Annotated in this window: 21 protein-coding genes; 14 read left to right on the plus strand and 7 right to left on the minus strand. The window is 67.3% G+C overall.

Annotation, left to right across the window (positions count from 1 at the left end):
• Positions 1-59 precede the first annotated feature (59 nt).
• Positions 60-551 (plus strand): Dps family protein, encoded by a 492-nt coding sequence (locus tag EAH76_RS21335; protein ID WP_140852276.1) that lies wholly within the window; start codon positions 60-62, stop codon positions 549-551.
• 213 nt (positions 552-764) lie between these two features.
• On the opposite strand, the gene EAH76_RS21340 is transcribed toward EAH76_RS21335, so the two are convergent.
• On the minus strand, positions 765-4,169 hold the full coding sequence (locus tag EAH76_RS21340) for an error-prone DNA polymerase (RefSeq protein ID WP_140852277.1): 3,405 nt from the start codon (positions 4,167-4,169) through the stop codon (positions 765-767).
• A 57-nt stretch (positions 4,170-4,226) separates the two neighbouring features.
• On the opposite strand from EAH76_RS21340, the gene EAH76_RS21345 reads away from it, so the two are divergent.
• A complete protein-coding gene (locus tag EAH76_RS21345) occupies positions 4,227-4,508 on the plus strand; it encodes a type II toxin-antitoxin system Phd/YefM family antitoxin (RefSeq protein WP_140852278.1) in 282 nt (93 codons plus the stop codon).
• Positions 4,508-4,912 carry a type II toxin-antitoxin system VapC family toxin gene (locus EAH76_RS21350; protein ID WP_140852279.1) on the plus strand — a complete coding sequence of 135 codons (405 nt, stop codon included), beginning with the start codon at positions 4,508-4,510 and terminating at the stop codon, positions 4,910-4,912. The genes EAH76_RS21345 and EAH76_RS21350 overlap by 1 nt, the downstream gene beginning before the upstream one ends.
• Positions 4,913-4,920: 8 nt before the next feature.
• Here EAH76_RS21350 and EAH76_RS21355 read toward each other — a convergent pair whose 3' ends face one another.
• Both EAH76_RS21355 and EAH76_RS21365 read right to left on the minus strand, forming a co-directional pair.
• A complete protein-coding gene (locus EAH76_RS21355) occupies positions 4,921-7,095 on the minus strand; it encodes a Y-family DNA polymerase (protein ID WP_241659827.1) in 2,175 nt (724 codons plus the stop codon).
• Positions 7,013-7,732: an ImuA family protein gene (locus tag EAH76_RS21365; RefSeq protein WP_140852312.1), complete on the minus strand. Its 720-nt coding sequence runs from the start codon at positions 7,730-7,732 to the stop codon at positions 7,013-7,015. The genes EAH76_RS21355 and EAH76_RS21365 overlap by 83 nt, the downstream gene beginning before the upstream one ends.
• Positions 7,733-7,982: 250 nt before the next feature.
• On the opposite strand from EAH76_RS21365, the gene EAH76_RS21370 reads away from it, so the two are divergent.
• From EAH76_RS21370 to EAH76_RS21380, 3 genes are all read left to right on the plus strand, one after another.
• A complete protein-coding gene (locus EAH76_RS21370; RefSeq protein WP_140852280.1) occupies positions 7,983-9,281 on the plus strand; it encodes a thiamine pyrophosphate-dependent enzyme in 1,299 nt (432 codons plus the stop codon).
• A gap of 184 nt (positions 9,282-9,465) precedes the next feature.
• A complete protein-coding gene (locus EAH76_RS21375) occupies positions 9,466-10,473 on the plus strand; it encodes an alpha-ketoacid dehydrogenase subunit beta (protein ID WP_133192184.1) in 1,008 nt (335 codons plus the stop codon).
• Positions 10,473-11,843: a dihydrolipoamide acetyltransferase family protein gene (locus EAH76_RS21380; protein ID WP_140852281.1), complete on the plus strand. Its 1,371-nt coding sequence runs from the start codon at positions 10,473-10,475 to the stop codon at positions 11,841-11,843. Before EAH76_RS21375 ends, EAH76_RS21380 begins: the two co-directional genes overlap by 1 nt.
• On the opposite strand, the gene EAH76_RS21385 is transcribed toward EAH76_RS21380, so the two are convergent.
• Both EAH76_RS21385 and EAH76_RS21390 read right to left on the minus strand, forming a co-directional pair.
• The gene (locus EAH76_RS21385) at positions 11,840-12,112 is read right to left on the minus strand and encodes a hypothetical protein (protein ID WP_140852282.1); all 273 of its coding nucleotides are present in this window, start codon (positions 12,110-12,112) and stop codon (positions 11,840-11,842) included. The genes EAH76_RS21380 and EAH76_RS21385 overlap by 4 nt on opposite strands.
• Positions 12,113-12,339: 227 nt before the next feature.
• Positions 12,340-13,536, minus strand: a complete 1,197-nt coding sequence (locus tag EAH76_RS21390; RefSeq protein WP_140852283.1) for an acetyl-CoA C-acyltransferase — start codon at positions 13,534-13,536, stop codon at positions 12,340-12,342.
• A 113-nt stretch (positions 13,537-13,649) separates the two neighbouring features.
• Between EAH76_RS21390 and EAH76_RS21395 the strand changes: the two genes are divergently transcribed.
• On the plus strand, positions 13,650-15,239 hold the full coding sequence (locus EAH76_RS21395) for a cisplatin damage response ATP-dependent DNA ligase (RefSeq protein ID WP_140852284.1): 1,590 nt from the start codon (positions 13,650-13,652) through the stop codon (positions 15,237-15,239).
• Positions 15,240-15,282: 43 nt separating this feature from the next.
• Positions 15,283-16,236: a prolyl aminopeptidase gene (gene pip, locus EAH76_RS21400; protein WP_140852285.1), complete on the plus strand. Its 954-nt coding sequence runs from the start codon at positions 15,283-15,285 to the stop codon at positions 16,234-16,236.
• Between the two features lie 119 nt (positions 16,237-16,355).
• Here the strand turns inward: pip and EAH76_RS21405 are convergent, their stop codons facing one another.
• Together EAH76_RS21405 and EAH76_RS24750 are read right to left on the minus strand one after the other, a co-directional pair.
• Entirely contained in the window at positions 16,356-16,862 is a 507-nt protein-coding gene (locus EAH76_RS21405) for a thioredoxin family protein (RefSeq protein ID WP_140852286.1), read from the minus strand.
• 221 nt (positions 16,863-17,083) lie between these two features.
• The gene (locus EAH76_RS24750) at positions 17,084-17,896 is read right to left on the minus strand and encodes a cold-shock protein (protein WP_140852287.1); all 813 of its coding nucleotides are present in this window, start codon (positions 17,894-17,896) and stop codon (positions 17,084-17,086) included.
• A 203-nt stretch (positions 17,897-18,099) separates the two neighbouring features.
• Between EAH76_RS24750 and EAH76_RS21415 the strand changes: the two genes are divergently transcribed.
• The 6 genes from EAH76_RS21415 to lptB all read left to right on the plus strand — a co-directional run bounded on the left by EAH76_RS21415 (position 18,100) and on the right by lptB (position 22,443).
• The gene (locus EAH76_RS21415) at positions 18,100-18,870 is read left to right on the plus strand and encodes a TerC family protein (RefSeq protein WP_140852288.1); all 771 of its coding nucleotides are present in this window, start codon (positions 18,100-18,102) and stop codon (positions 18,868-18,870) included.
• 218 nt (positions 18,871-19,088) lie between these two features.
• Positions 19,089-19,661, plus strand: coding sequence for a manganese efflux pump MntP (locus EAH76_RS21420; protein ID WP_140852289.1), 573 nt, complete (start codon positions 19,089-19,091; stop codon positions 19,659-19,661).
• Between the two features lie 58 nt (positions 19,662-19,719).
• Positions 19,720-20,340 (plus strand): ribonuclease D, encoded by a 621-nt coding sequence (locus EAH76_RS21425; RefSeq protein ID WP_140852290.1) that lies wholly within the window; start codon positions 19,720-19,722, stop codon positions 20,338-20,340.
• Between the two features lie 26 nt (positions 20,341-20,366).
• On the plus strand, positions 20,367-21,002 hold the full coding sequence (lptC, locus tag EAH76_RS21430; protein WP_140852291.1) for an LPS export ABC transporter periplasmic protein LptC: 636 nt from the start codon (positions 20,367-20,369) through the stop codon (positions 21,000-21,002).
• 5 nt (positions 21,003-21,007) lie between these two features.
• Complete coding sequence (locus tag EAH76_RS21435) at positions 21,008-21,538, plus strand: LptA/OstA family protein (RefSeq protein ID WP_140852292.1); 531 nt, start codon at positions 21,008-21,010, stop codon at positions 21,536-21,538.
• Between the two features lie 128 nt (positions 21,539-21,666).
• Entirely contained in the window at positions 21,667-22,443 is a 777-nt protein-coding gene (gene lptB, locus EAH76_RS21440) for an LPS export ABC transporter ATP-binding protein (RefSeq protein WP_140852293.1), read from the plus strand.
• Positions 22,444-22,475 lie beyond the last annotated feature (32 nt).

Here is a 22,475-nt window from a genome sequence, read left to right on the forward strand (position 1 = left end):
GGAGCCATTGCGCTAGACGATCGTTGCTGCATCGAATCAACTTACCAGGAGTCCACCCCATGGCTGCCAAGGCATTGAACACCCCGACCGACCTGCAGAGCAACGCGACCAAGACCGTCGCCGAGGCGCTCAACGGCATCCTCGCCGACTCGTTTGCCCTGTTCTTCAAGACCAAGAATTTCCACTGGCACATGTCGGGCCCGCACTTCCGCGACTATCACCTGTTGCTCGACGAGCAGGCCGCGCAGATCTTCGCCGGCACCGACGATATCGCCGAGCGCGTCCGCAAGATCGGCAAGACCACGCTGCGCTCGATCGGCGACATCGCGCGCCACCAGACGATCACGGACAATGATGCCGAGTTCGTCGCGCCAGCCGCGATGCTGACCGAACTGCGCGACGACAATCTCAAGCTAGTCGAGGCGCTGCGCGAGGCGAAGGACATCGCCGACGAGGCGAAGGACAATGCGACCAGCGCGATGATCGACAATTGGACCGACGATGCCGAGCGTCGTGCGTGGTTCCTGTTCGAGACCGGCCGCGCGGCCTGACGTTCGGTTTCCGTTGGCGGCCCACGTCAATGACTCCCCTCCCTGGAAGGGAGGGGCTGGGGGTGGGTCGGCCTAGGGCTGACGTCGATCTCTCCACGGGCCGACCCACCCCCGACCCAGCGTCGGGTCGGTCATGCCCCCGGCATGACCTGAACAGCGCGGGGCGCTGTTCACCCGACGCTCTTCCAGGGATGGGAGGGCAAATACCGCGCGCTAGTGGAAATCGTGGCTGCGGACCGGAATAAGGTCCGCATCCTCCTTCCCGCCCGACCGCGGCGGCCAGCTCTCCAGCGCGCGCTGCGCCGGCGGTTTCCAGTCGGGTTTGCGGTCGCGCGGGTCGATCGTCCCGCCATGCGTTGCGCCGTCGCCCGGCATCGTCAGCCGCGGCAGGTCGATATCGCCGATCTGGCGGAGCATCCCGGTCAAATCGATGATGCGATCGGCGATGACGTGGATCGTCCCGCTCTCGCTCTGCACGCGCCCGCTGATACCGAGCATCGCCGCGCCCATCACGACGCGGCGCTGCGCCTCGAACCGGTCGGGCCACAGAATCGCATTGGCGATGCCGGTCTCGTCCTCGAGCGTCACGAACACCACGCCCTTGGCGCTCCCCGGACGCTGCCGCACCAGAATTAGCCCGGCGACCTCGACGCGGCTGCCATCCTTCATCCCGCGCAGATCGCCGCAGCGCGTGACGCGCCGCCGATTTAGCTCGCTGCGCAGGAAGCTCAGCGGATGCGCGCGCAGCGACATCTGCGTCGCGCGATAATCCTCGACCACTTCGCGCCCGGCGGTGAGCGCTTTGAGCGTGACGCTCGGCTCGGTCGGCGATTCGATCGCGGCGAACAGCGGCAGCGGCTTCTGCCCGAGCGCCTTCACCTCCCACAGCGCCTTGCGGCGATCGATGCCGAAGCCGTGAAAGCCATCGGCTTGCGCGATTTTCTCTAGCGTCAGCAGCGACACGCCGGCGCGACGCCAGACATCCTCGATCGACGCGAACGGCCGATCGCCGCGTGCGATGAGGATGCGCCCGGCTTCGGCGCCGGAGATGCCGAGGATGATGCGCAGCCCGAGGCGGAGGGGAAGCACTTCTCCCTCTCCCCTCCGGGGAGAGGGCCGGGGAGAGGGGGACGCTTCAACGAGCGATGTGCTCTGCAATGCAGCACTGCCCCTCTCCCCGACCCTTTCCCCGCAAGCGGGGAGAGGGAGTAAAATCGTATCCCACTCGCTGCGGTTGACGCACACCGGCGCGATCCGCACCCCATGCTCGCGCGCATCGCGCACGATCTGCGCCGGCGCGTAGAACCCCATCGGCTGCGCATTGAGCAACGCCGCGCAGAACACGTCCGGATGGTGGCACTTCATCCAGCACGAGGCATAGGCGATCTTGGCGAAACTCGCCGCATGGCTCTCCGGGAAACCATAGCTGCCGAACCCCTCGATCTGCTTGACCAGCCGCTCGGCGAAATCGGGGGTGATGCCGTTGCCCAGCATTCCCTTGACCAATTTGTCGCGAAATTCGCCGACCCCACCGGTCATCTTGAAGGTTGCCATCGCCTTGCGCAATTGATCGGCCTGGGTCGGGGAAAACCCCGCGCCGAGGATCGCCACCTGCATCGCCTGTTCCTGGAACAAGGGAACGCCGAGCGTCTTCTTGAGCACGCTCTTCAGCTTGGGGCTGGGATATTCGATCTCGACCGCGTTGCGCCGCGCTTGCTCGCGCCGCTGCAGATAGGGATGCACCATGTCGCCCTGGATCGGCCCGGGCCGCACGATCGCGATCTGGATCGCCAGGTCGTAGAAATTGACCGGCAGCATCCGCGGCAACATCGACATCTGCGCGCGGCTCTCGATCTGAAAGGTGCCGAGCGTGTCGGCCTGCTGGATCATCCGATAGGTCGCCGGGTCCTCGCCCTGCAGCACGTCGGCCGCCATCGTGACGGCCAGCCCCTTATGCTCGGCGAGCAGGCTGAACGCGCGGCGCAGGCATCCCAGCATGCCGAGCCCGAGGATATCGACCTTCATGAAGCTCAGATATTCGATATCGGCCTTTTCCCATTCGATCACGCGGCGGTCGATCATCGCGGCGGGTTCGATCGGGATCAGCGTATCGAGCCGGTCGCGCGTCAGCACGAAGCCGCCGGGATGCTGCGAGAGATGGCGCGGCGTATTGATCAATTGCGTCGCGAGCTCGAGCGCCAGCGCAAGCCGCGGCTCGCGCGCGTCGAGGTTGAGGGCTGCGACATGCTCTTCGGGCACGCCGTCGTTCGACCAGCCCCACACTTGCGAGGCGAGCGCCGCAGTCATGTCCTCGGGCAAGCCGAGCGCCTTGCCGACCTCGCGGATGCTCCCACGCGACCGATAGCGGCTTACCACCGCTGTCAACGCGGCGTGTTGATGGCCATAGGTCTGGTAGATCCACTGGATCACGTCTTCGCGGCGTTCATGTTCGAAATCGACGTCGATGTCGGGCGGCTCGTCGCGATCCTCGGACAGGAAGCGCTCGAACAGCAATTGATGCTTCACCGGGTCGATCGAGGTGATGCCGAGCACGAAGCAGATCACCGAATTCGCCGCGGATCCGCGCCCTTGGCACATTATTTCCTGGCTGCGGGCATATTGCACGATCGAATGGACCGTCAGGAAATAGGCGGCGTAGCGCCAGTGGTGGACGAGCTTGAGCTCCTTGGTCAGCAGGCGGCGATAGCGCTCGCTCGGCCGTTTCCCGCCGAACCAGCTGTTGAGCGCGCGCCACGCCATCTTCTCGAGCGACTTTTGCGGAGTGTGGGCGCTCATCACGCGTTCGTCGGGATATTGGTGGCGCAGTTCGCGCAGCGAGAAGGTGCAGCGCTCGACGATCGCCGCAGACGCTGCGAGCGCCTCCGGGAAATGCCGGAAGCGGCGCAGCATCTCCTGCGCCGGCTTCAGATGACGGTCGGCGCTGCGCTCGCGCCGGAAGCCGAGCTCGTCGATCGTGCAGCGGTTGCGGATTGCGGTGACGACGTCCTGCAGCATCCGCCGCGCCGGCGTGTCGTACAGCACGTCGCCGGTGGCGAGCGGGGTAAGGCCATAATGCTGCGTCAGTTCGGATAGATCGTGCAGCCGCTGCGCATCGCCGGGGCGGCGGTGTTGCGTCAGGCAGACATGGCCGCGCGGCCCGAACGCATCGGCCATCCAGCGCAAAGCGAGCGGGTCGCCATGATCAGCAAGCCCCGGGACCAGTGCCGCAACCAGCCCTTCGGCATGCTCGGCGACGTCTTCCCAGTGCAGGAAGCACTGCCCCTTCTCGCCCTTTTGCGGGTTCGCGCGGCCCTTGCCGAGCGTGAGCAGCTGCGTCAGCCGGCTCCACGCCGGCCGGTCCTCGGGCCAGACGAGCAGCGAAGTACCATCGACCAGATCGAGCCGGCAGCCGACAACGGGACGGATGTGCAGGTCGAAGTCCTTGGCGAGTTCGTCGCAGGCATAGAGGCCGCGCACTACGCCGCCGACCGAATTGCGGTCGGTTATGCCGAGCGCGGGCATACCCATCAGCGCAGCCGCGGTGAACAGATCCTCGGGTGACGATGCTCCACGCAGGAAGCTGTAATGCGTCGTCACCTGAAGCTCGCACCAGCTCATTGCCCGAATCCGGCGAAGTGACTATAACACGTGACCAGTTCGGCGGGAGCGACGCAGATGACCAAGATGATCGGCGCGGCGGAATTCAAGGCCAAATGCCTGGCGATCCTCGACGAGGTCCAGGCGAGCGGCGAATCGATCACCATCACCAAGCGCGGCAAGCCGGTCGCGACGGTGTCGGCGGTGGCGACTGGTGAAGCGGAACCGCGTCCACCGATCTTCGGGGCGATGCGGGGAAGCGGCATGATCGTTGGCGATCTCGACGCGCCCCTCGACCCGGATTGGGAAACGAAATGGGAAGCGAAATGGGATGAAAAGCTGCGCGACACGGTGCGCTGATGGTCCTGCTCGATACCCAAGTTCTGGTCTGGCTGGCGTTTGGGATCGACCGGCTGGGCACAGTGGCAAGAGACACGATCGCCCGGACAAGCGAACGTCGCATGTCGGCGATGGTTGGGTGGGAGCTGGCCATGCTGCTGGACAAGGGGCGTCTGACGCTTGAGCAACCGCTCGACATCTGGATGCGCACTGTCGAGACCAGAATGGACCTGATCGAAGTTCCGGTCACCGCCGCAATCGGTCGCGACGCCGGGAGCTTGCAGGGCGATATCCACGGCGACCCGTGCGACCGGATCATGATCGCGACGGCGCGCGCGCTGGCGTGTCCGCTTGTCACATCCGATGCCGCGATCCTGCGCTATGCGGCGGCGGGCCACGTCAAGGCGATCGACGCGCGGCGCTGATCGGCCGCTCATCCGAACGATCCGTGCATGAACCAGGCGAGATCGCCCGTCTCGTCGCGCTCGCCGTCGCCGCGGCGGAACAGCCAGAAGCGGTGGCCGGCCTCGTCCTCGACCTGGAAATAATCGCGCACGCTGTGGCGCTCGGTCCCGCGCTTCCACCATTCGCCGAGGATCCGCTCGGGCCCGTCGGCGCGCACGACGCGGTGGGCCATGCCGCGCCAGGTGAAGCGCTTGGGCGGCTGGTCGGGGAGTTCCGCCAGCACATGGTCGAGCAGTTCGGGGCGATGCAGCAGCCGCACCGGCCGCGGCCAGCGCGGGTCCCACGGATGGAGCGCGACCGAGCGATCGAGCTGGCGGACATCGTCGGGCTTGAGTTTGGCCGCTGCGCGCTCGGGCGGGTCGAGCGGGGGGGCGGCGGCGATCGAGCGTTCGGGTACGTCGCTCTCGACCGGGATCGTGCGCCACAGCGCGTGGCTTCCGATCCGGTTGGCGAGCGTGTCGATCAGCGGCGCGAGATCGGGCGCCTGGTCCTCGAGCGTCTCGGCAAACGCCTCGGCGCCGAGCGGATCGGCGCGGCGGACGTGGAGCGCGAGCGCATCGATGCCGTAGCCCGGCGCGATCTCCTCGATCCGCCGGAGCGTCAGGCGCAGCAGATGCGCGCCGTCGCGCGTCGGGCGGGCGAGGCCGATGCGCAGCCGCTGCGGCACGCCGTCGATCCGGTCGGCGACGAGCTCGACCGCGCGCGCGCCCAGGCCAGCCGCGCCGAGCGCGGTGACGAGCCGCGGCATCAGCTGGCCGAGCCAATGTTCGATCGCCTCGGCGGTGGCGATCGGTTCGGCGAAGCGCTGCACCACGGCGATCGGTTCGGGCACGGGGACGGGGTCGAGCGGTTCGGGCAGGCGGCCGCTCGCCTGATCGAGCCGCGCGACGAGCGCACCGCCGAAGCGGCGCGCGAGCGGCGCGCGCGGGAGGGCGGCGAGCTGGCCGATCGTCTCGATGCCGAGCCGCTTGAGCAGCTCGATCGCGCGCGGTTCGAGGCGGAGCGCGCGGGTGGGGAGCTCTGCCATCGCGTCGATCTGCGCGGCGGGCGGGCAGATCAAAACCCCGTCATCCCCGCGAACGCGGGGATCCCGCTTCTTTCCCACCGCCGCGGAAGAAGCGGGGCCCCCGCGTTCGCGGGGGTGACGGGGAGCTGGTGCAGGCGAGACCGCAAACCGCGCCAGCGCCCAGGCCGCCCCCGGCGTATCCGCCACCGCGACGCGCGCAGTAAAGCCGAGCCGCGCGAGGATCCGCACCATCCGCCGCGCCATCCGTGCCTCGCCGCCGAACAGATGCGCGGTGCCGCTGATGTCGAGGAACAGACCGTCCTCGCCAGACAGCATCACCACCGGGCACCAGCGCCGCGCGGCGAGCGTCGCGAGCCGCAGCAGCGCGGCGCGGTCGCCCGCGGGATCGGCCGGGCGGATGTCGAGCTCGGGCACCAGCGCGCGCGCCTGCGTCACCGCCATGCCGGGCGCGAGCCCGAGCGCGCGCGCAGCGGGGCAGGCGGCGGCGATGACGATCTGGTTGCCGGATTGGAGCGAGGTGATGCGGTGCAGGGGGGCGGGTTCTGCCACACTGTCTTTCGTCACCCCCGCCTTGTTTCGTTGGCCGCCCGTCACCGCACTCTGCCGCCCGAGCGGAGGCGTGGACCCCGGCACAGGGCCGGGGTGACGGAGGGGGGGAGAAGGGACATACGCTGCTACTTTCCTCCCCTCCCTGGAAGGGAGGGGTAGGGGGTGGGTCGGCCTAGGGCGGGCGCCGACCTCTCCACGGGCCGACCCACCCCCAGCCCCTCCCTTCCAGGGAGGGGAGTCAGAAACGGCAGCCCGCGCATCCCGCAGCGGCGTCCGCCCCTCATCCGGCGGCATCGCCTTGAACGGATGCGGCGCAGCCTCGCTCACGCGTCCGGCGCTGCGATGGCGCGCGTTCGCGTCGAGTTCCCCGGTCCGCGCCCAGCGCGCACCCGGCCGCCAGCCGCCACCGCGCGGCACCGAGCACGCCACCGCCTGCTCGCGCGCTGCGATCTCGGCGAGATCCTGCGGATCTACCGCGGCGCCCTCAAGCGGCGCGGCTGAGCGCTCGGCCTGCGCCAGCCGTTCGATCGACCAGTCGGGCAGGTAGAGCGAGGCGACCCGTTTCATCGCATGCCTCCATTATCCATTCGGCGGATTCGCCGCCGCGTTGGCGGACCAGCTCCACCTGCCAGCGCGCCCGCCCGACGCCCGCATCGCCGACCGGCAGCGGCCCCGATGGCGCCGACGCGATCCGCCAGCGCGTCATCGCCGCCGACGGCACCGCGAGCGGATTGCCGCCACCCTTGTCGTTTGCCGCGCGCGCATGCCGCTTCATCAGCAGCGCGATCGTCTTCCCGCCCTCGGCCGCGAGCTGCAGCCGCCGCGTATTGGGCATTGCCGCGCGCTTGACCTCGCCGACCACCGCGCCGAGCCCGCGATGCCGCAGGCCCTCCTCCATCAGCGCGAGCAGTTCGGCATCGTCGGCCGCCTCTGCATAGATCAGCCGCCCCGGCGCGAGCCCCGCCTGGTAGAGCCCCGGCGCGAACAGATCGCGCCGCCGCACCACCCACAGCACCGGCCCCCAAGCGCGCGCGGCGATCCCCGCCATGAACAAGGTCGCTGCGGCATCGTCCGACGGGGCAGGGCTCGCCGCGGAAATCTCGTGGAGCGAATCGAGCCGCAATCCTCCCGGCGCGAGCCGCTCGTCGATCGGCGCGATCCCGAACGGCAGCACCGGTCGACGGCGCAGCCCGTCGCTTTCCACCTTCTTGAGGCTTTCGCGAAGCTCGGCGATGATGGCAGGACAGGACACGGGCACGACTCACATGAAGCATCGTTCCTATTTTGTTCTCTTTGCCGCTGCTGAGTCAAGCTGGTCCGTCATCCTCGTACGGCAGGTCGTCGCATTCGGTGCGAAACGCCCCCTCGCCAAGTCCGTTGAAATTTTATAACAAGGAAAAAAGAAGCGAATCCGCCTGTCGGTCACGTGCCGGGCATGCCGTTGTGGAGAGTATATGGCGACCGACCGAGTCCCCGATCATCTGAAGCCCAATCTTGCGCCGCTGTCGCTCTACGTCCCCGAACCCAAGTTCCGGCCGGGCGATGCGGTCGATTTCACGCAGGTGCCGATCCCGCCCGCCGGGCAAGCGCGCCGCCCCGATCCCGCCGATGCGGCCGACAGCTTCATCGATCTGGCGTTCGATCTGGTCCGCGTGCTCGACGACGAAGGCCAGGCGGTCGGCCCGTGGAATCCGCGGCTGTCGCCCGATACGCTGCGCGCGATGCTGCGCAGCATGGCGCTGGTGCGCGCGTTCGACGAGCGCATGTTCCGTGCGCAGCGCCAGGGCAAGACGAGCTTCTACATGAAGTGCACCGGCGAGGAGGCGGTCTCGGTCGCCGCCGCGCATGCGCTCGATTATGAAGACATGTGCTTCCCGTCGTACCGCCAGCAGGGCCTGCTGATCGCGCGCGGCTGGTCGATGGTCGACATGATGAACCAGATCTATTCGAACACCGCCGACCGGCTACAGGGCAAGCAGCTGCCGATCATGTATTCGGTGAAAGAGGCCGGCTTCTTCTCGATCTCGGGCAACCTCACCACGCAATATCCGCAGGCCGTCGGCTGGGCGATGGCGAGTGCGGCCAAGGGCGACACGCGGATCGCGGCGACATGGTGCGGCGACGGATCGACCGCCGAGGGCGATTTCCACTCGGCCTGCACCTTCGCCAGCGTCTACCGCGCGCCGGTGATCTTCAACGTCGTCAACAATCAGTGGGCGATCTCGAGCTTCTCGGGCTTCGCCGGCGCCGAATCGACGACCTTCGCGGCGCGCGCGGTCGGCTATGGCATTGCCGGCCTGCGCGTCGACGGTAACGATGCGCTCGCTGTCTATGCCGCGACCTTGTGGGCAGCCGAGCGCGCGCGGACCAACCAGGGGCCGACGCTGATCGAGCATTTCACCTATCGCGCCGAAGGTCATTCGACCTCCGACGATCCGGGCCAGTATCGCTCGGCGGGCGAGCCGACCGCCTGGCCGCTCGGCGATCCGATCAAGCGCCTCAAGGACCATCTCGTCGCGCTCGGCGAATGGGACGACGAGCGCCATGCCGCGCAGGACAAGGAGCTCGCCGAGCAGGTCAAGGCCGCGCAGAAGCAGGCCGAAACCAACGGCGTGCTCGGCCATGGGCTGCATCAGCCGCTAGATACGCTGTTCGACGGCGTGTTCGAGGAAATGCCGTGGCATTTGCGCGAGCAGCAGGCGCAGATGATCGCCGAGGAAACCGCGAGCGGCCGTCCATGGGCGCGCAAGTGAAAATCCCCTCTCCCATCGGGAGAGGGAGGGGCCCGCTCGGCGCAGCCGAGTGGGAGGGCGAGGGCAGCTTGTGCCTTCACTCTGTCCTCACCCTTCCGCCGCTTCGCGGCTCCCTCCCTCTCCCACAGGGAGAGGGACATTGAGCGAACCCATGTCAGATCCAGAATCCGAACCCTCCACCCGCATGAACATGATCCAGGCGATCAACTCCGCCATGGACGTGATGATGGGCCGCGACCCCGACGTGATCGTGATGGGCGAGGATGTCGGCTATTTCGGCGGCGTCTTCCGCGCGACCGCGGGACTCCAGTCCAAATACGGCAAGACCCGCGTGTTCGACACGCCGATCAGCGAATGCGGCATCATCGGCGTCGCGGTCGGCATGGGCGCGTACGGCCTGCGCCCGGTGCCCGAAATCCAGTTCGCCGATTACATCTACCCCGCGCTCGACCAGCTCGTGTCCGAGGCGGCGCGGCTGCGCTATCGCTCGGCGGGGGAGTTCACCGCGCCGATCACGGTGCGCTCGCCCTTCGGCGGCGGCATCTTCGGCGGGCAGACGCACAGCCAGAGCCCCGAGGGCATCTTCACGCACATCTCGGGCGTCAAGACGGTGATCCCCTCGACCCCGTACGACGCCAAGGGCCTGCTGATCGCCGCGATCGAGGACAATGATCCGACGATCTTCTTCGAGCCCAAGCGCATCTACAACGGCCCGTTCGACGGCCATTGGGACAAGCCGACGCAGAACTGGTCGCAGCATCCCGCGGGCGAGGTGCCGACCGGCTATTACAAGATCGAGCTCGGCAAGGCGAAGGTCGTGCGGCCCGGCGAGGCGCTGACGGTACTCGTCTACGGCACGATGGTGCATGTCGCGCTCGCGGTGATGGAAGAGGCGGGCGTCGATGCCGAGGTGATCGACCTGCGCACGCTCGTGCCGCTCGACATCGAGACGATCGAGGCGTCGGTCAAGAAGACCGGGCGCTGCATGATCGTCCACGAAGCGACGCGCACGAGCGGCTTCGGCGCCGAACTGTCGGCGCTGGTGCAGGAGCGCTGCTTCTACCATCTCGAAGCCCCGATCGAACGCGTGACGGGCTTCGACACGCCGTACCCGCACAGCCTCGAATGGGCCTATTTCCCGGGCCCCGTCCGCATCGGCGAGGCGCTCAAGAAGATCATGAAGGACGCATAATGGCGCGTTTTACGTTCAAGCTGCCCGACATTGGCGAAGGCATTTCCGAAGCCGAGATCGTGGCATGGCACGTCGCGGTCGGGGACCGGATCGAGGAAGACCAGCAGGTCGCCGACATGATGACCGACAAGGCGACGGTCGAGATGGAGTCGCCGGTGTCGGGCGTGGTGGTCGAGCTCGCGGGCGAGGTCGGCGACCAGGTGTCGATCGGCGCGGCGCTGGTGGTAATCGAGACCGATGCGGCGGAATTCGGGGCTGAGGAAGCGCTGGCTTTGCGTGATGATACGCCGGCGGAGCTGAAGGCGGCGCCCGCTTCGGCCGAGCAGGTCGAGGTCGCGCAGCAATATGAAGCGGAAAACCCCGGCGTCGAGGAGGTGGTCTCAAGCGAGGAGCAACCGACTCCCCTCCCGCTTGCGGGAGGGGCTGGGGGAGGGCAGGACGCCCCCGCCAGCGCTCCGCCCGTGGCTGCGTCCCCTCCCCCAACCCCTCCCGCAAGCGGGAGGGGGGCTGAAAAGGCGCTCGCATCCCCCGCGGTCCGCGCCCGTGCGGCCGATCTCGGGATCGACCTCGCCCAGGTAAAGACCGAGTCCGACCGCGTCCGCCACAGCGATCTCGACGCCTTCCTCCGCTACGGCCAGGGCCAGGGCTATCACGCCCCCCACGCCAGCAACGCCCGTCCCGACGAAGCCATCAAGGTCATCGGCATGCGCCGCCGCATCGCCGAAAACATGGCCGCGTCGAAGCGCGCGATCCCGCACTTCACCTATGTCGACGAGATCGACGTCACCGCGCTCGAAGCGATGCGCGCCGATCTCAACGGCGCCCGCGGCAACCGCCCCAAGCTGACAATGCTCCCGCTGCTGATCGCCGCGATCTGCAAGACGATCCCCGCCTTCCCGATGATCAACGCGCGCTATGACGATGAGGCGGGCGTGGTAACGCGCCACGGCGCGGTCCATCTCGGCATGGCGACGCAGACCGATGCGGGCCTCACCGTCCCCGTCATCCGCGACGCGCAGGACCGCAACGTCTGGCAGCTCGCCAGCGAAATCCTGCGCCTCGCCGAAGCCGCGCGCGCCAACAAGCTCACCCCGCAGGAAATGGGCGGCGGCACGCTGACCGTGACCTCGCTCGGCCCGCTCGGCGGGATCGCAACGACGCCGGTCATCAATCGCCCCGAAGTCGCGATCATCGGGCCCAACAAGATCGTGGAACGCCCGGTCTTCGTCGGCGACGAGATCGTCCGCGCGAAGCTGATGAACCTGTCGATCAGCTGCGATCACCGCGTCGTCGATGGCTGGGATGCGGCGAGCTTCGTCCAGGCGCTCAAGCGCTATCTCGAAACCCCGGTATTGCTCTTCGCCGATTAACCGCGGAGTGCCGATCGTCTCCGAAGCAGCGCCTTCGGAGCGAGCCGGTTCGAACGCGCGCCCTCCCGGTTCGGCACGAGCGCTTCCGCCGTGGGCGCGGGCGGGGCGTCGTCGCCGCGCAGATTGACCGCGACCGTGCCCGGGCCGAACTGCTTGGCATGGTCGCGGACCTCGGCGAAGCAGGCGGGCAACGTCGGATGGCGCGACCCCTGCGCCGAGACATCCGAGTCGCTCTCGAACCGGCGCCAAGTCCATTCGGAAGACGTCAAAGACATTTCCGAAGGAACCAGAATAACCTCATAGCGTGCGGTGTTGGACATATCTTCAGAACGGGTCACGCAAGGGGCTGTTCCGCAATCCGAGCCATTCTAACATACATCAAACAGATAAGGGCGTGCGAAAAACTGTAACATTGTCTTCGATGCCACCTCGCTGTGCCGCCTTAATCTTCCCAAGGAATTGAAAAGCGGCCGTGTTCGAAGCGCCCCTAGCGCCCCTAGACGATTTCGAACAGCCCAGCCGCACCCATTCCGCCCGCGGTGCACATTGACACCACCACCCAGCGCACGCCGCGCTTGCGGCCTTCGATCAATGCGTGCCCGACGAGGCGGCTGCCGGTCATGCCGAAGGGATGTCCGATCGCGATCGCCCCGCCATTCACATTATAGCGCTCGGGATCGATCCCGAGCGTGTCGCGGCAATAGAGACATTGCGACGCGAACGCCTCGTTCAATTCCCATAGCCCGATATCGTCGACCGTCAGGCCGGCGCGCGCGAGCAGCTTGGGGATCGCGAAGACCGGGCCGATCCCCATCTCGTCGGGCGCGCACCCCGCCGCCTGGAAGCCGCGATAGAGGCCGAGCACGTCGCGCCCCTCGGCCTTGGCGGTGGCATGATCCATCACGATCTGCGCCGAGGCGCCGTCGGACAATTGGCTGGCATTGCCCGCGGTGACGTTCGCGCCGGGGCCCGAGAAATCGCCGCCCGGCCAGACGGTCTTGAGGCCGGCAAGTGCTTCGGCGGTCGTGCCCGCGCGAATGCCCTCGTCCTGCGACAGCGTGACCGTCTCGCTGCCGGTACGCGCGCCGCTCTTGTCGAACAGCGCCTTCTCGACCGTGATCGGCGCAATTTCCTCGACGAATGCGCCCGTTTCGAGCCCGCGCACCGCGCGTTGCTGGCTCATCGCGGCATAGGCGTCCTGCAATTCGCGGCTGATGCCATAGCGCTCGGCAACGATCTCGGCGGTTTCGATCATCGGGATATAGGCGGCGGGTTGCTGCGCGATCACCGATTCGTTGACGAAGCGCGGCGCGTCCTTGGTCACCGTGAGGCTCACCGACTCCATCCCGCCGGCCAGCGCGACGTCGATCTCGTCGCAGAGGATCGACCGCGCGGCGAGCGCGATCGCGGTAAGCCCCGAGCCGCATTTGCGGTCGAGCGTGAAGGCCGGCACCGTTTCGGGCAGGCCGGCGGCGAAGGTCGCCATCCGCCCGGCATTGCCGCCCTGACTGCCCCATTGATTGCCGACCCCCCAGAAGATTTCGTCGATTCGCGCGGGGTCGATGCCCGCACGCGCGACCGCGGCGTTCATCACATGCGCCGCGAGCACCGGCGCCTCGGTCGCGTTGAACGCGCCGCGATAGGCCTTGCCGATCGGGGTACGGGCGGTGGAGACGATCGCAGCTTCACGCATGACAGGACCTTTCGAGGATCGGGTATGGCGTCCAGCCTAGGATCGCGCGCCGCGCGGGGCAAGGCCGGGATGGCGCTTGCGGAACCCCTGCGCCGCGCGCATGTTGAGGGACGATGCGCGCTTTCGCCGACCTTCTCGACCGGCTGATCTACACCCGCTCGCGCAATGCGAAGCTCAAGCTGATCACCGATTATCTGCGTGTCACGCCCGATCCCGATCGCGGCTGGGCGATGGCGGCGCTGACCGGCGAACTCGACCTGCCCGGCGTCAAGCCGGCGCTGATCCGCACGCTGATCGAGCAGCGCGTCGATCCCGTGCTGTTCCGCATGAGCCGCGACTATGTCGGCGACACCGCCGAGACCGTCGCCTTGCTGTGGCCGACCCCGCCGATCGCACCCGACCCCGAACCGCTGAGCATCGCACAGGCGGTCGATCGTCTCTCGTCTTTGTCGCGCTCGGATGCGCCGGCGGCGCTGGCAGGAATGCTCGACCGGCTCGATTCGGACGAGCGTTTCGCGCTGCTCAAGATGGCGACCGGGGCGCTGCGCATCGGTGTGTCGTCGCGGCTCGCCAAGACCGCGCTTGCGAACGGCTTCGATCTCGATGTCGAGGCTGTCGAGGAAGTGTGGCACGGCATCGCGCCGCCTTACACGGCACTGTTCGACTGGGCCGAGGGGCGCGGCGCCCAGCCGACTGCGGCCGACGTGCCAGTGTTTCGCCCGTTCATGCTCGCGCATCCGCTCGAGGAGCTGCGCGTCGATCTCAAGGATTATGCCGCCGAGTGGAAATGGGACGGCATCCGCGTCCAGATCGTCCATGTCGCTGGCACGACGCGGCTCTACAGCCGCACTGGCGACGACGTCACCGCGAGCTTCCCCGAAGTCGCGCGCGATTTCACCACCCCCGGCGTGCTCGACGGCGAACTGATGGTCAAAGGCGACGCGCAAGGCTCGGCGACCGAGGAAGGTGGCGCGGCCAGCTTCAACGCGTTGCAGCAGCGGTTGGGGCGCAAGATCGTCTCGGCCAAGATGCTCGCCGAGGCACCGGCGTTCGTGCGGCTCTACGACATCCTCTTCGATGGCGACGAGGATCTGCGCGTGCTGTCGTGGGAGCAGCGCCGCGTCCGGCTCGAGGCGTTCGCCACGCGGCTCGATCCGGATCGGTTCGATCTCAGCACCGTAATCGCCGCCGAGGACTTCACCGCGCTCGAAGGCATCCGCGCCGGCGCGCGCGACGCGGCGATCGAGGGCGTGATGCTCAAGCGCCGCGATTCGCCGTATGTCGGCGGGCGCAAGACCGGGCTGTGGTACAAATGGAAGCGCGACCCGCTCACCGCCGATTGCGTGATGATGTACGCGCAGCGCGGGTCGGGGCGCCGCTCGTCCTTCTACAGCGATTACACCTTCGGCTGCTGGACCGAGGACGGCACCTTGTTGCCCGTCGGGAAGGCCTATTCGGGGATCACCGACGAGGAGCTCAAGCGGCTCGACCAGTTCGTCCGCAACCATACCACCGGGCGGTTCGGCCCGGTGCGCGAGGTCGAGAAGACGCTCGTGCTCGAAATCGCGTTCGATTCGATCCACCAGTCCAAGCGCCACAAATCGGGCGTCGCGATGCGTTTTCCGCGCATATCGCGCATCCGTACCGACAAGCCTGCGGCGGAAGCCGATACGGTGGCGGCGCTCGAGCGGCTGATCACCTGACCCGGCGGTGACAGCGCGCGTGGTGCGGCCTAGGGTTGCGCGCATGACCGAACTCCGCACGCTGTACCCCGAAATCGACCCTTACGAGACCGGCATGCTCGACGTCGGCGACGGCCACACGCTCTATTACGAGCGTTGCGGCACGCCCGGCGCGACCCCCGCTGTGTTCCTCCATGGCGGCCCCGGTGGCGGCATTTCGCCGAGCCATCGCCGACTGTTCGATCCGGCGCGCTACGACGTGCTGCTGTTCGACCAGCGCGGCTGCGGGCGTTCGACGCCGCACGCTTCGCTCGAGGCGAACACGACCTGGCATCTGGTCGATGATATCGAGCGGTTACGCGCGGTGGTCGGGGTCGAGCGCTGGCTGGTGTTCGGCGGGTCTTGGGGTTCGACGCTCGCATTGGCCTATACCGAAACGCATCCGATCCGCGTCAGCGCGCTAATCCTCCGCGGCGTCTACACCGCGACGCCGGCCGAGCTCGCCTGGTATTATCAGTTCGGCGTGTCGGAGATGTTCCCCGACAAATGGGCGGGATTCGTCGCACCGATCCCGCCGGCAGAGCGCGGCGACATGATCCAGGCCTATCGCCGTCTGCTGACCGGCGACGACGAGCCGGCCAAGCTCGAGGCCGCCAAGGCGTGGACGATCTGGGAGGGCGAGACGATCACGCTGCTGCCCGACCCGGCGATGAGCGCCGCGTTCCAGGACGGGCATTTCGCGCTGGCCTTCGCGCGGATCGAGAACCACTTCTTCGCGGACGATGCCTGGCTGGAGGACGGGCAGTTGTTGCGCGATGCCGGGCGGCTGGCGGGGATTCCGGGGACGATCGTCCACGGCCGCTACGACATGCCGTGCCCCGCGCGCTATGCCTATGCGTTGCACAAGGCCTGGCCCGAAGCCGATTTTCACCTGATTGAGGGGGCAGGGCACGCCTATAGCGAGCCCGGCATCCTCGACCAGTTGATCCGTGCGACCGATCGGTTTGCGCGAGGCTGACCGGGGCTCTCCGCCGTCATCCCAGCGAAAACGGGGATCCCGCTGTCTGGCCCGCGGCGAGCAGAAGAAGCGGGACCCCCGCTTTCGCGGGGGTGACGGGAGGAGGAGCGGTCAGATGTTCATCCCACCCAGCTCGCCAGCCAGTCCGACAGCGCCTGCGGGCTGAGCGAGCGTGCATCGGCGAGCGCGGCGGTGCGGCCGGGGTTCTTGAGCGCGTCGGTCTTGGGATCGACGATCAGCACGCTCGGCACGCCGCCGCCGAAATGGTCCTTGAGGCCGTATTTCGCCGCCACATCGAGATTCTTGTCGAAGCGGCCGACATCGACCGTGACGATCTCGTACTTCCTGGCGAGGAATTCGCGCAGGCCCGGCAATTCCATCGTGCCTGCAAGCAGGCGGCAGTCGAGGCACCAGTTCCCGCCAAGGTCGATCAGCAGCAGCTTGTGCTGCGCCTTGGCGCGGGCGCGCGCTGCGGCGACCTGTGCCTTCGCGTCGGCGGTCTCGTTATACGGCAGCGGCAACGGGGTCTTGAGCTGCGCGAAGCTCGCGGCGGCGACCTTCGGGCCGGGCGCGGCGAGCGCGGGGCCGGCGAGGGTGAGGGCGATCGCGGCAAGGGCTAAGCGCATCTGAAGTCCTTCTTTTTCCGTTCCCCGGCGAAGGCCGGGGCCCAGGCGTGGGTGGGTAGGTGAAAGGTCACACCCAGCTAACGCCTGGCAGCGCGACTGGGCCCCGGCCTTCGCCGGGAAGCTTACGAAAGTACGGCACACACCCCGTGCCGCACACAAAGAAAAACCCGGCAGGCCTAAAGGCCCACCGGGTCTATCTCGTTTGCATCAGACGAAAGCGGTTAGGCGATCGACGTCAGATTCACAGCAGCCATCTTGCCGCGACGATCGACTTCCAACTCGAACTCGAGACGGTCGCCCTCGTTGAGCGAGGTCATGCCGCCACGCTCGACAGCCGAGATGTGCACGAAAGCATCGGGCTGGCCATCGTCGCGCTGAATGAAGCCGAAGCCCTTCATCGCGTTGAAGAACTTGACTGTGCCGGTTGCCTTCTCGCCGGTCAGCTGACGCTGCGGCGCACCACCAGGAGCGGCGCCACGCGGGCCACCCGGAGCAGCGTCACGCTCGCGCGGCGGACCGCGGTCGGTGACGGCCATCGGCTCGCCGTCGATCTTGAGGTCGGTCGCCGAGATGCGGCCGCCACGATCGACGAGGGTGAAGCCGAGCGGCTGGCCCTCTGCGAGACCGGTCAGGCCGGCCTGCTCGACGGCCGAGATGTGCACGAACACGTCCTCGCCGCCATCGTCGCGAACGACGAAGCCGAAGCCCTTCTGGCCGTTGAAGAATTTTACGACGCCAGTGCCTTCACCGACAACCTGCGGGGGCATGCCACGGCCACCGCCGCCTGCGCCACCACCGCCGAAGCCGCCGCCACCGCCGCTGCGGAAACCACCGCCGCCGCCGCCGCCGCCGAAGCGATCGCCGCCGCCACCGCCGAAGCGATCGCCACCGCCACCGAAGCGATCACCGCCGCCGCCGAAACGATCGCCACCGCCGCCGAAGCCGCCGTCGAAGCCGCCGCTATCGCCGAAACCGTCGCGCTTGTCGCGCCCGCGCCCGCCACGATCGCCGCGGCGTCCTTTATCGAAACTCATGCCCTGTTCGTCTTCCCGGTTCGTCCGACATCGATATCGCAACCGTTGCGTCGGACGAAAGACGCAGGGTTTCGGCACCAAACCAATCGTGCCATCGAATCGTGTAACGCAAATTGGCAGAGGCTGCGAATGAATTCGTCCAAAATACGGCACGAATCACACGCTTCTTGCGCGGATGTGGCAAGCACGGCACAGACTCGGGCATGTCGATCCCCGCTCTGCTCGCCGATCCCGCCGCTTGGGCCGCTTTGGCCACGCTGATCGTGATGGAGATTGTGCTCGGCATCGACAATCTCGTTTTCATTTCGCTGCTTTCGAACAAATTGCCGCCCGAGCAGCGCGAGAAGGTCCGCCGAGTCGGCATCGGGCTGGCGCTGGTGCTGCGACTCGGGCTGCTGTCGATCATCGCCTGGATTGCCGGGCTGGTGCAGCCGGTGTTCGATCTCGGCCTGACCGGCGCACTCGATGCGCGCGGCGCGCCATCGTTCGAAACCGCGTTTTCGGTACGCGACCTGATCCTGATCGCAGGCGGCGTGTTCCTGCTGTGGAAGGCGACCACCGAGATCCACCATACGATCGACCGCGACGCGGCGACCGAAGAGACGAGCGGCAAGACCGGCGCGGCATTGTCGTTCGGGATGGCGATCGTCCAGATCCTCGCGCTCGACATGGTGTTCTCGATCGATTCGATCCTCACCGCGATCGGGATGACCGACGATCTGCCGGTGATGATCGTCGCGGTGATCGTCGCGGTCGGGGTGATGCTGCTCGCCGCGACGCCGCTCGCCAATTTCATCGCCGCCAATCCGAGCGTGGTGATGCTCGCTTTGGGCTTCCTGCTGATGATCGGCGCGGTGCTGATCGCCGATGGCTTCGGCGTCCACGTCCCCAAGGGCTATATCTATGCCGCGATGGCGTTCTCGGGCGTGGTCGAGGCGCTCAACATCGCGGCGCGGCGGCGCTCCGCGCATTGACCGCCACGGCCGCGACCCCTAGGGAGCAAGCCTCTTTTGGGGAGTAGCCACCCGCTTCGAGCGGGGCCTTCGTCAACATAGTCGAATCGCCGTTGAGGTCGGTTCGTGGCGATGGCAGCGGCACGATGTGCCAGCCCGGCCAGACCAACGACAGGACACCGCATTTCGGGCCAGCGGTGGATCCGGTCGTTTCGGTCGCGGCCTCGGGATAGTTTCACATGACGGGTATTATAACTCTTGGCGGGCTCGGGCTCAGCCTCTCGGTCGATGCGTTTGCGGCGGCTGTCGGCAAGGGTGCCGATGGCCAATCGAACCGCTTCCGCGACGCGCTGCGCGTCGGCGTGGTGTTCGGCGCGTTCGAGGCGGTGACGCCGGCGATCGGCTGGGCGGTCGGGCTCGCGCTCGCCAGCTGGATCGCAAAGGTCGATCATTGGGTCGCCTTCGGGCTGCTCGGCGGGGTCGGGCTCAACATGCTGTGGCAAGCCTTCAAGCATTCGGACGCGACGGCGGACGAAGCGCCGGCAGCGAAGGGCGGGATCGGCCGCCTGGTGCTCACCGCGCTCGCCACCAGCATCGATGCGACCGCGGTCGGCGTCAGCCTGGCGTTCCTGCACGTCAATATCCTGCTCGCCTGCCTCATCATCGGCGGCGTGACGACGGTCGTCGCGACCGCCGGCGTGCTGATCGGCAAGCATGCCGGACCGTATCTCGGCCGCTATGCCGAAATGCTCGGCGGGGTCGCGCTGATCGCGATCGGCAGCATGATTCTCTACCAGCACCTCACGGCATGAGCGCCGCCCGCATAACGGCGCCATTGAGCGCGCCCCGAATCGCCGCTAGGGCCGGGCGATGACTGTACATCTTTATGAAGAAGACATTCCCGCCGACCTGTTCGCGCCCGGCGCCGACATCGCGGTCGATACCGAAACGATGGGGCTGATCACGCCGCGCGACCGGCTGTGCCTGGTGCAGCTGTCCGACGGTGGCCCCGACGAGCATCTCGTGCGCTTCGCGCCCGACAGCGATTACGCCGCGCCCAATTTGCGCGCGCTCTTGTCGGACCCGTCGCGCGTCAAGCTGTTCCACTTCGGGCGGTTCGATCTCGCGGCGATCAGCCATTATCTCGAAGTGACCGCGGCGCCGGTCTATTGCACCAAGATCGCGTCGAAGCTGGTGCGCACCTATACCGACCGCCATGGCCTCAAGGAGCTGGTGCGCGAATTGCTCGGCCAGGATATCTCCAAGGCGCAGCAATCATCCGATTGGGGCGGTCCGGTGCTGAGCGAGGCGCAGAAGGATTATGCCGCGTCCGACGTGCGCTATCTGCACGCGATGCGCGAAGAGCTCGATCGTCGCCTCGCCCGCGAGGGCCGCACCGAACTGGCGCAGGCGTGCTTCCAGTTCCTGCCGTGGCGCGCCGAGCTCGACATCGCCGGCTGGCCGGAAGTCGACATCTTTGCGCACATGTGATGCCAGCCGCGGCGGGGAGCAGCCCGATGTCTGACGCGCGCGCAATCCGCGACTCGCGCAAGATCTGGGCTGCGCCCGGCAGCAGCCATGACCGCGTCATCGGCACGCTGCGCGTAGTGCTGCCGATCCTGATCGGCGTGCTCGCCGCGTTCGTGGTGGTGTTGCCGCTCTATTCGGGCGGAGACGTCAGCTTCCTGCTCGACAAGAAGAAGGTCGACGTCGCCAAGGAGCGGCTGCGCGTTCAGTCTGCCAGCTACAAGGGCGAGGACGACAAGGGCCAGCCCTTCGCGCTGACCGCCGGGTCGGCGGTGCAGAAGAGTTCGGCCGAACCGATCGTCAAGCTCGAGCAACTCACCGCGCAGATCGGGCTCAAGGACGGCCCCGCCAACATCGTCGGCGAGCATGGCCATTACGACATGGACAAGCAGCAGGTGACGATCGACGGCCCGGTGCGGGTGAACGGCAGCGGCGGCTATCGGCTGATCACGCAGGATTCGACGGTCGATCTCAAGACCCGGACGATGAAGAGCGGCGGCGCGGTGACCGGGTCGGTGCCGCAGGGCACGTTCAGCGGCAACCAGCTCAACGCCGATCTGGTCAATCATATCGTGCGGCTCGATGGCAATGCGCACTTGCAGATCATCCCGCGAAAGAAGAGATAGTCCCGATGCAGCGCCTTCCCGCCTTTCTCGCCGTTTCGCTCGCTCTGTCAGGGGCGGGCATCGCGAGCGCGCAGACGGCGCACAATTCGGCCGCGCCGATCAATTTCGGGGCCGATCATATCGAATTGCAGGACAAGGCCAATCGCGCCCTGCTGTCGGGCAACGTCGTGGTGAAGCAGGCCGAGATGACGCTCAATTCGGCGCGGATGACGGTCGCCTATACCGGGCAGGTCGTCGATGGCAGCCCGCAGGTCTCGCGCCTCGATGCTGCGGGCAATGTCGTCGTGACGCGGCCCGACCAGACCGCGCGCAGCAATTTCGCGGTCTATGATCTCAACAAGCGCGTCGTGACGATGCTCGGCGCGGTGACGCTGATCCAGGCGGGCAACACCGTCAATGGCGGGCGCCTCACGATCAACCTCGACACCGGTCGCGCGGTGATCGACGGCTCGTCGGTCGGCGGCGGCAAGGCCGGCACCACGACGAGCAGCGGCGGTCGCGTCAGCGGGACCTTCTCGGTCCCCAAGCGTAACTGACGCGAAAGCGGGGCTCTTCGGCGCCCGCGTCTTTCGCGGATGTCGCGATCGGCGTATAGGCATGCACGAAGCCTGCCAGATGCCGTTCGGTTAACCCTTCGGTAACTCTAAACTGCGAGCACGCCCCGATGAGCGACACTATGACCCTCGACACCGCGCCGCCGATCGCCGAGCTGCCGGTCAATGACGGTCTGTCGGTCGTGTCGATCGCCAAATCCTATGACAAGCGCAGCGTGCTGACCGATGTGTCGGTGTCGGTCGCCAAGGGCGAAGTGGTCGGGCTGCTCGGGCCCAACGGCGCCGGCAAGACGACGTGCTTCTATTCGGTGATGGGGCTGGTGAAGCCCGATTCGGGCCGCATCATGCTCGACGGCAACGACATCACCGGCCTGCCGATGTACCGGCGCGCGATCCTGGGGCTCGGCTATCTGCCGCAGGAGACCTCGATCTTCCGCGGGATGACGGTCGAGCAGAACATCCTCAGCGTGCTCGAGCTCGCCGTGCCCGACAAGGCGCAGCGCGCGCTCCGGCTCGATACGCTGCTCGACGAGTTCGGCCTCACGCGCCTGCGCGATTCCCCATCGATGGCACTGTCGGGCGGCGAGCGCCGCCGCGCCGAGATCGCGCGCGCCCTCGCCGCCGATCCGTCGATCATGCTGCTCGACGAGCCCTTCGCGGGCATCGATCCGCTGTCGATCGCCGACATTCGCGATCTGATCTGCGAGCTCAAGAATCGCGGGATCGGCGTGCTGATCACCGATCACAACGTGCGCGAGACGCTCGAGATCGTCGACCGCGCGTACATCATCTATGACGGCCGCGTGCTGTTCACCGGCTCGCCCGCCGAACTGGTGGCGGATGCGAACGTGCGGCGGCTGTATCTCGGCGAGGGCTTCTCGCTCTGATCATGCTGGACGCCACCCGCCTCGTCGCCCCG

It is taken from the genome of Sphingomonas glacialis, assembly GCF_006439055.1.
Lineage (GTDB): Bacteria > Pseudomonadota > Alphaproteobacteria > Sphingomonadales > Sphingomonadaceae > Sphingomonas > Sphingomonas glacialis_A.

What these genes read in the sequence shown, in the direction of transcription:
- EAH76_RS21335 (WP_140852276.1), top strand. Translation starts at nt 60, where the DNA reads ATGGCTGCCAAGGCATTGAACACCCCGACCGACCTGCAGAGCAACGCG.
- EAH76_RS21340 (WP_140852277.1), bottom strand. Translation starts at nt 4,169, where the DNA reads ATGAGCTGGTGCGAGCTTCAGGTGACGACGCATTACAGCTTCCTGCGT.
- EAH76_RS21345 (WP_140852278.1), top strand. Translation starts at nt 4,227, where the DNA reads ATGACCAAGATGATCGGCGCGGCGGAATTCAAGGCCAAATGCCTGGCG.
- EAH76_RS21350 (WP_140852279.1), top strand. Translation starts at nt 4,508, where the DNA reads ATGGTCCTGCTCGATACCCAAGTTCTGGTCTGGCTGGCGTTTGGGATC.
- EAH76_RS21355 (WP_241659827.1), bottom strand. Translation starts at nt 7,095, where the DNA reads ATGAAACGGGTCGCCTCGCTCTACCTGCCCGACTGGTCGATCGAACGG.
- EAH76_RS21370 (WP_140852280.1), top strand. Translation starts at nt 7,983, where the DNA reads ATGGCGACCGACCGAGTCCCCGATCATCTGAAGCCCAATCTTGCGCCG.
- EAH76_RS21375 (WP_133192184.1), top strand. Translation starts at nt 9,466, where the DNA reads ATGAACATGATCCAGGCGATCAACTCCGCCATGGACGTGATGATGGGC.
- EAH76_RS21380 (WP_140852281.1), top strand. Translation starts at nt 10,473, where the DNA reads ATGGCGCGTTTTACGTTCAAGCTGCCCGACATTGGCGAAGGCATTTCC.
- EAH76_RS21390 (WP_140852283.1), bottom strand. Translation starts at nt 13,536, where the DNA reads ATGCGTGAAGCTGCGATCGTCTCCACCGCCCGTACCCCGATCGGCAAG.
- EAH76_RS21395 (WP_140852284.1), top strand. Translation starts at nt 13,650, where the DNA reads ATGCGCGCTTTCGCCGACCTTCTCGACCGGCTGATCTACACCCGCTCG.
- pip (WP_140852285.1), top strand. Translation starts at nt 15,283, where the DNA reads ATGACCGAACTCCGCACGCTGTACCCCGAAATCGACCCTTACGAGACC.
- EAH76_RS21405 (WP_140852286.1), bottom strand. Translation starts at nt 16,862, where the DNA reads ATGCGCTTAGCCCTTGCCGCGATCGCCCTCACCCTCGCCGGCCCCGCG.
- EAH76_RS24750 (WP_140852287.1), bottom strand. Translation starts at nt 17,896, where the DNA reads ATGAGTTTCGATAAAGGACGCCGCGGCGATCGTGGCGGGCGCGGGCGC.
- EAH76_RS21415 (WP_140852288.1), top strand. Translation starts at nt 18,100, where the DNA reads ATGTCGATCCCCGCTCTGCTCGCCGATCCCGCCGCTTGGGCCGCTTTG.
- EAH76_RS21420 (WP_140852289.1), top strand. Translation starts at nt 19,089, where the DNA reads ATGACGGGTATTATAACTCTTGGCGGGCTCGGGCTCAGCCTCTCGGTC.
- EAH76_RS21425 (WP_140852290.1), top strand. Translation starts at nt 19,720, where the DNA reads ATGACTGTACATCTTTATGAAGAAGACATTCCCGCCGACCTGTTCGCG.
- lptC (WP_140852291.1), top strand. Translation starts at nt 20,367, where the DNA reads ATGTCTGACGCGCGCGCAATCCGCGACTCGCGCAAGATCTGGGCTGCG.
- EAH76_RS21435 (WP_140852292.1), top strand. Translation starts at nt 21,008, where the DNA reads ATGCAGCGCCTTCCCGCCTTTCTCGCCGTTTCGCTCGCTCTGTCAGGG.
- lptB (WP_140852293.1), top strand. Translation starts at nt 21,667, where the DNA reads ATGAGCGACACTATGACCCTCGACACCGCGCCGCCGATCGCCGAGCTG.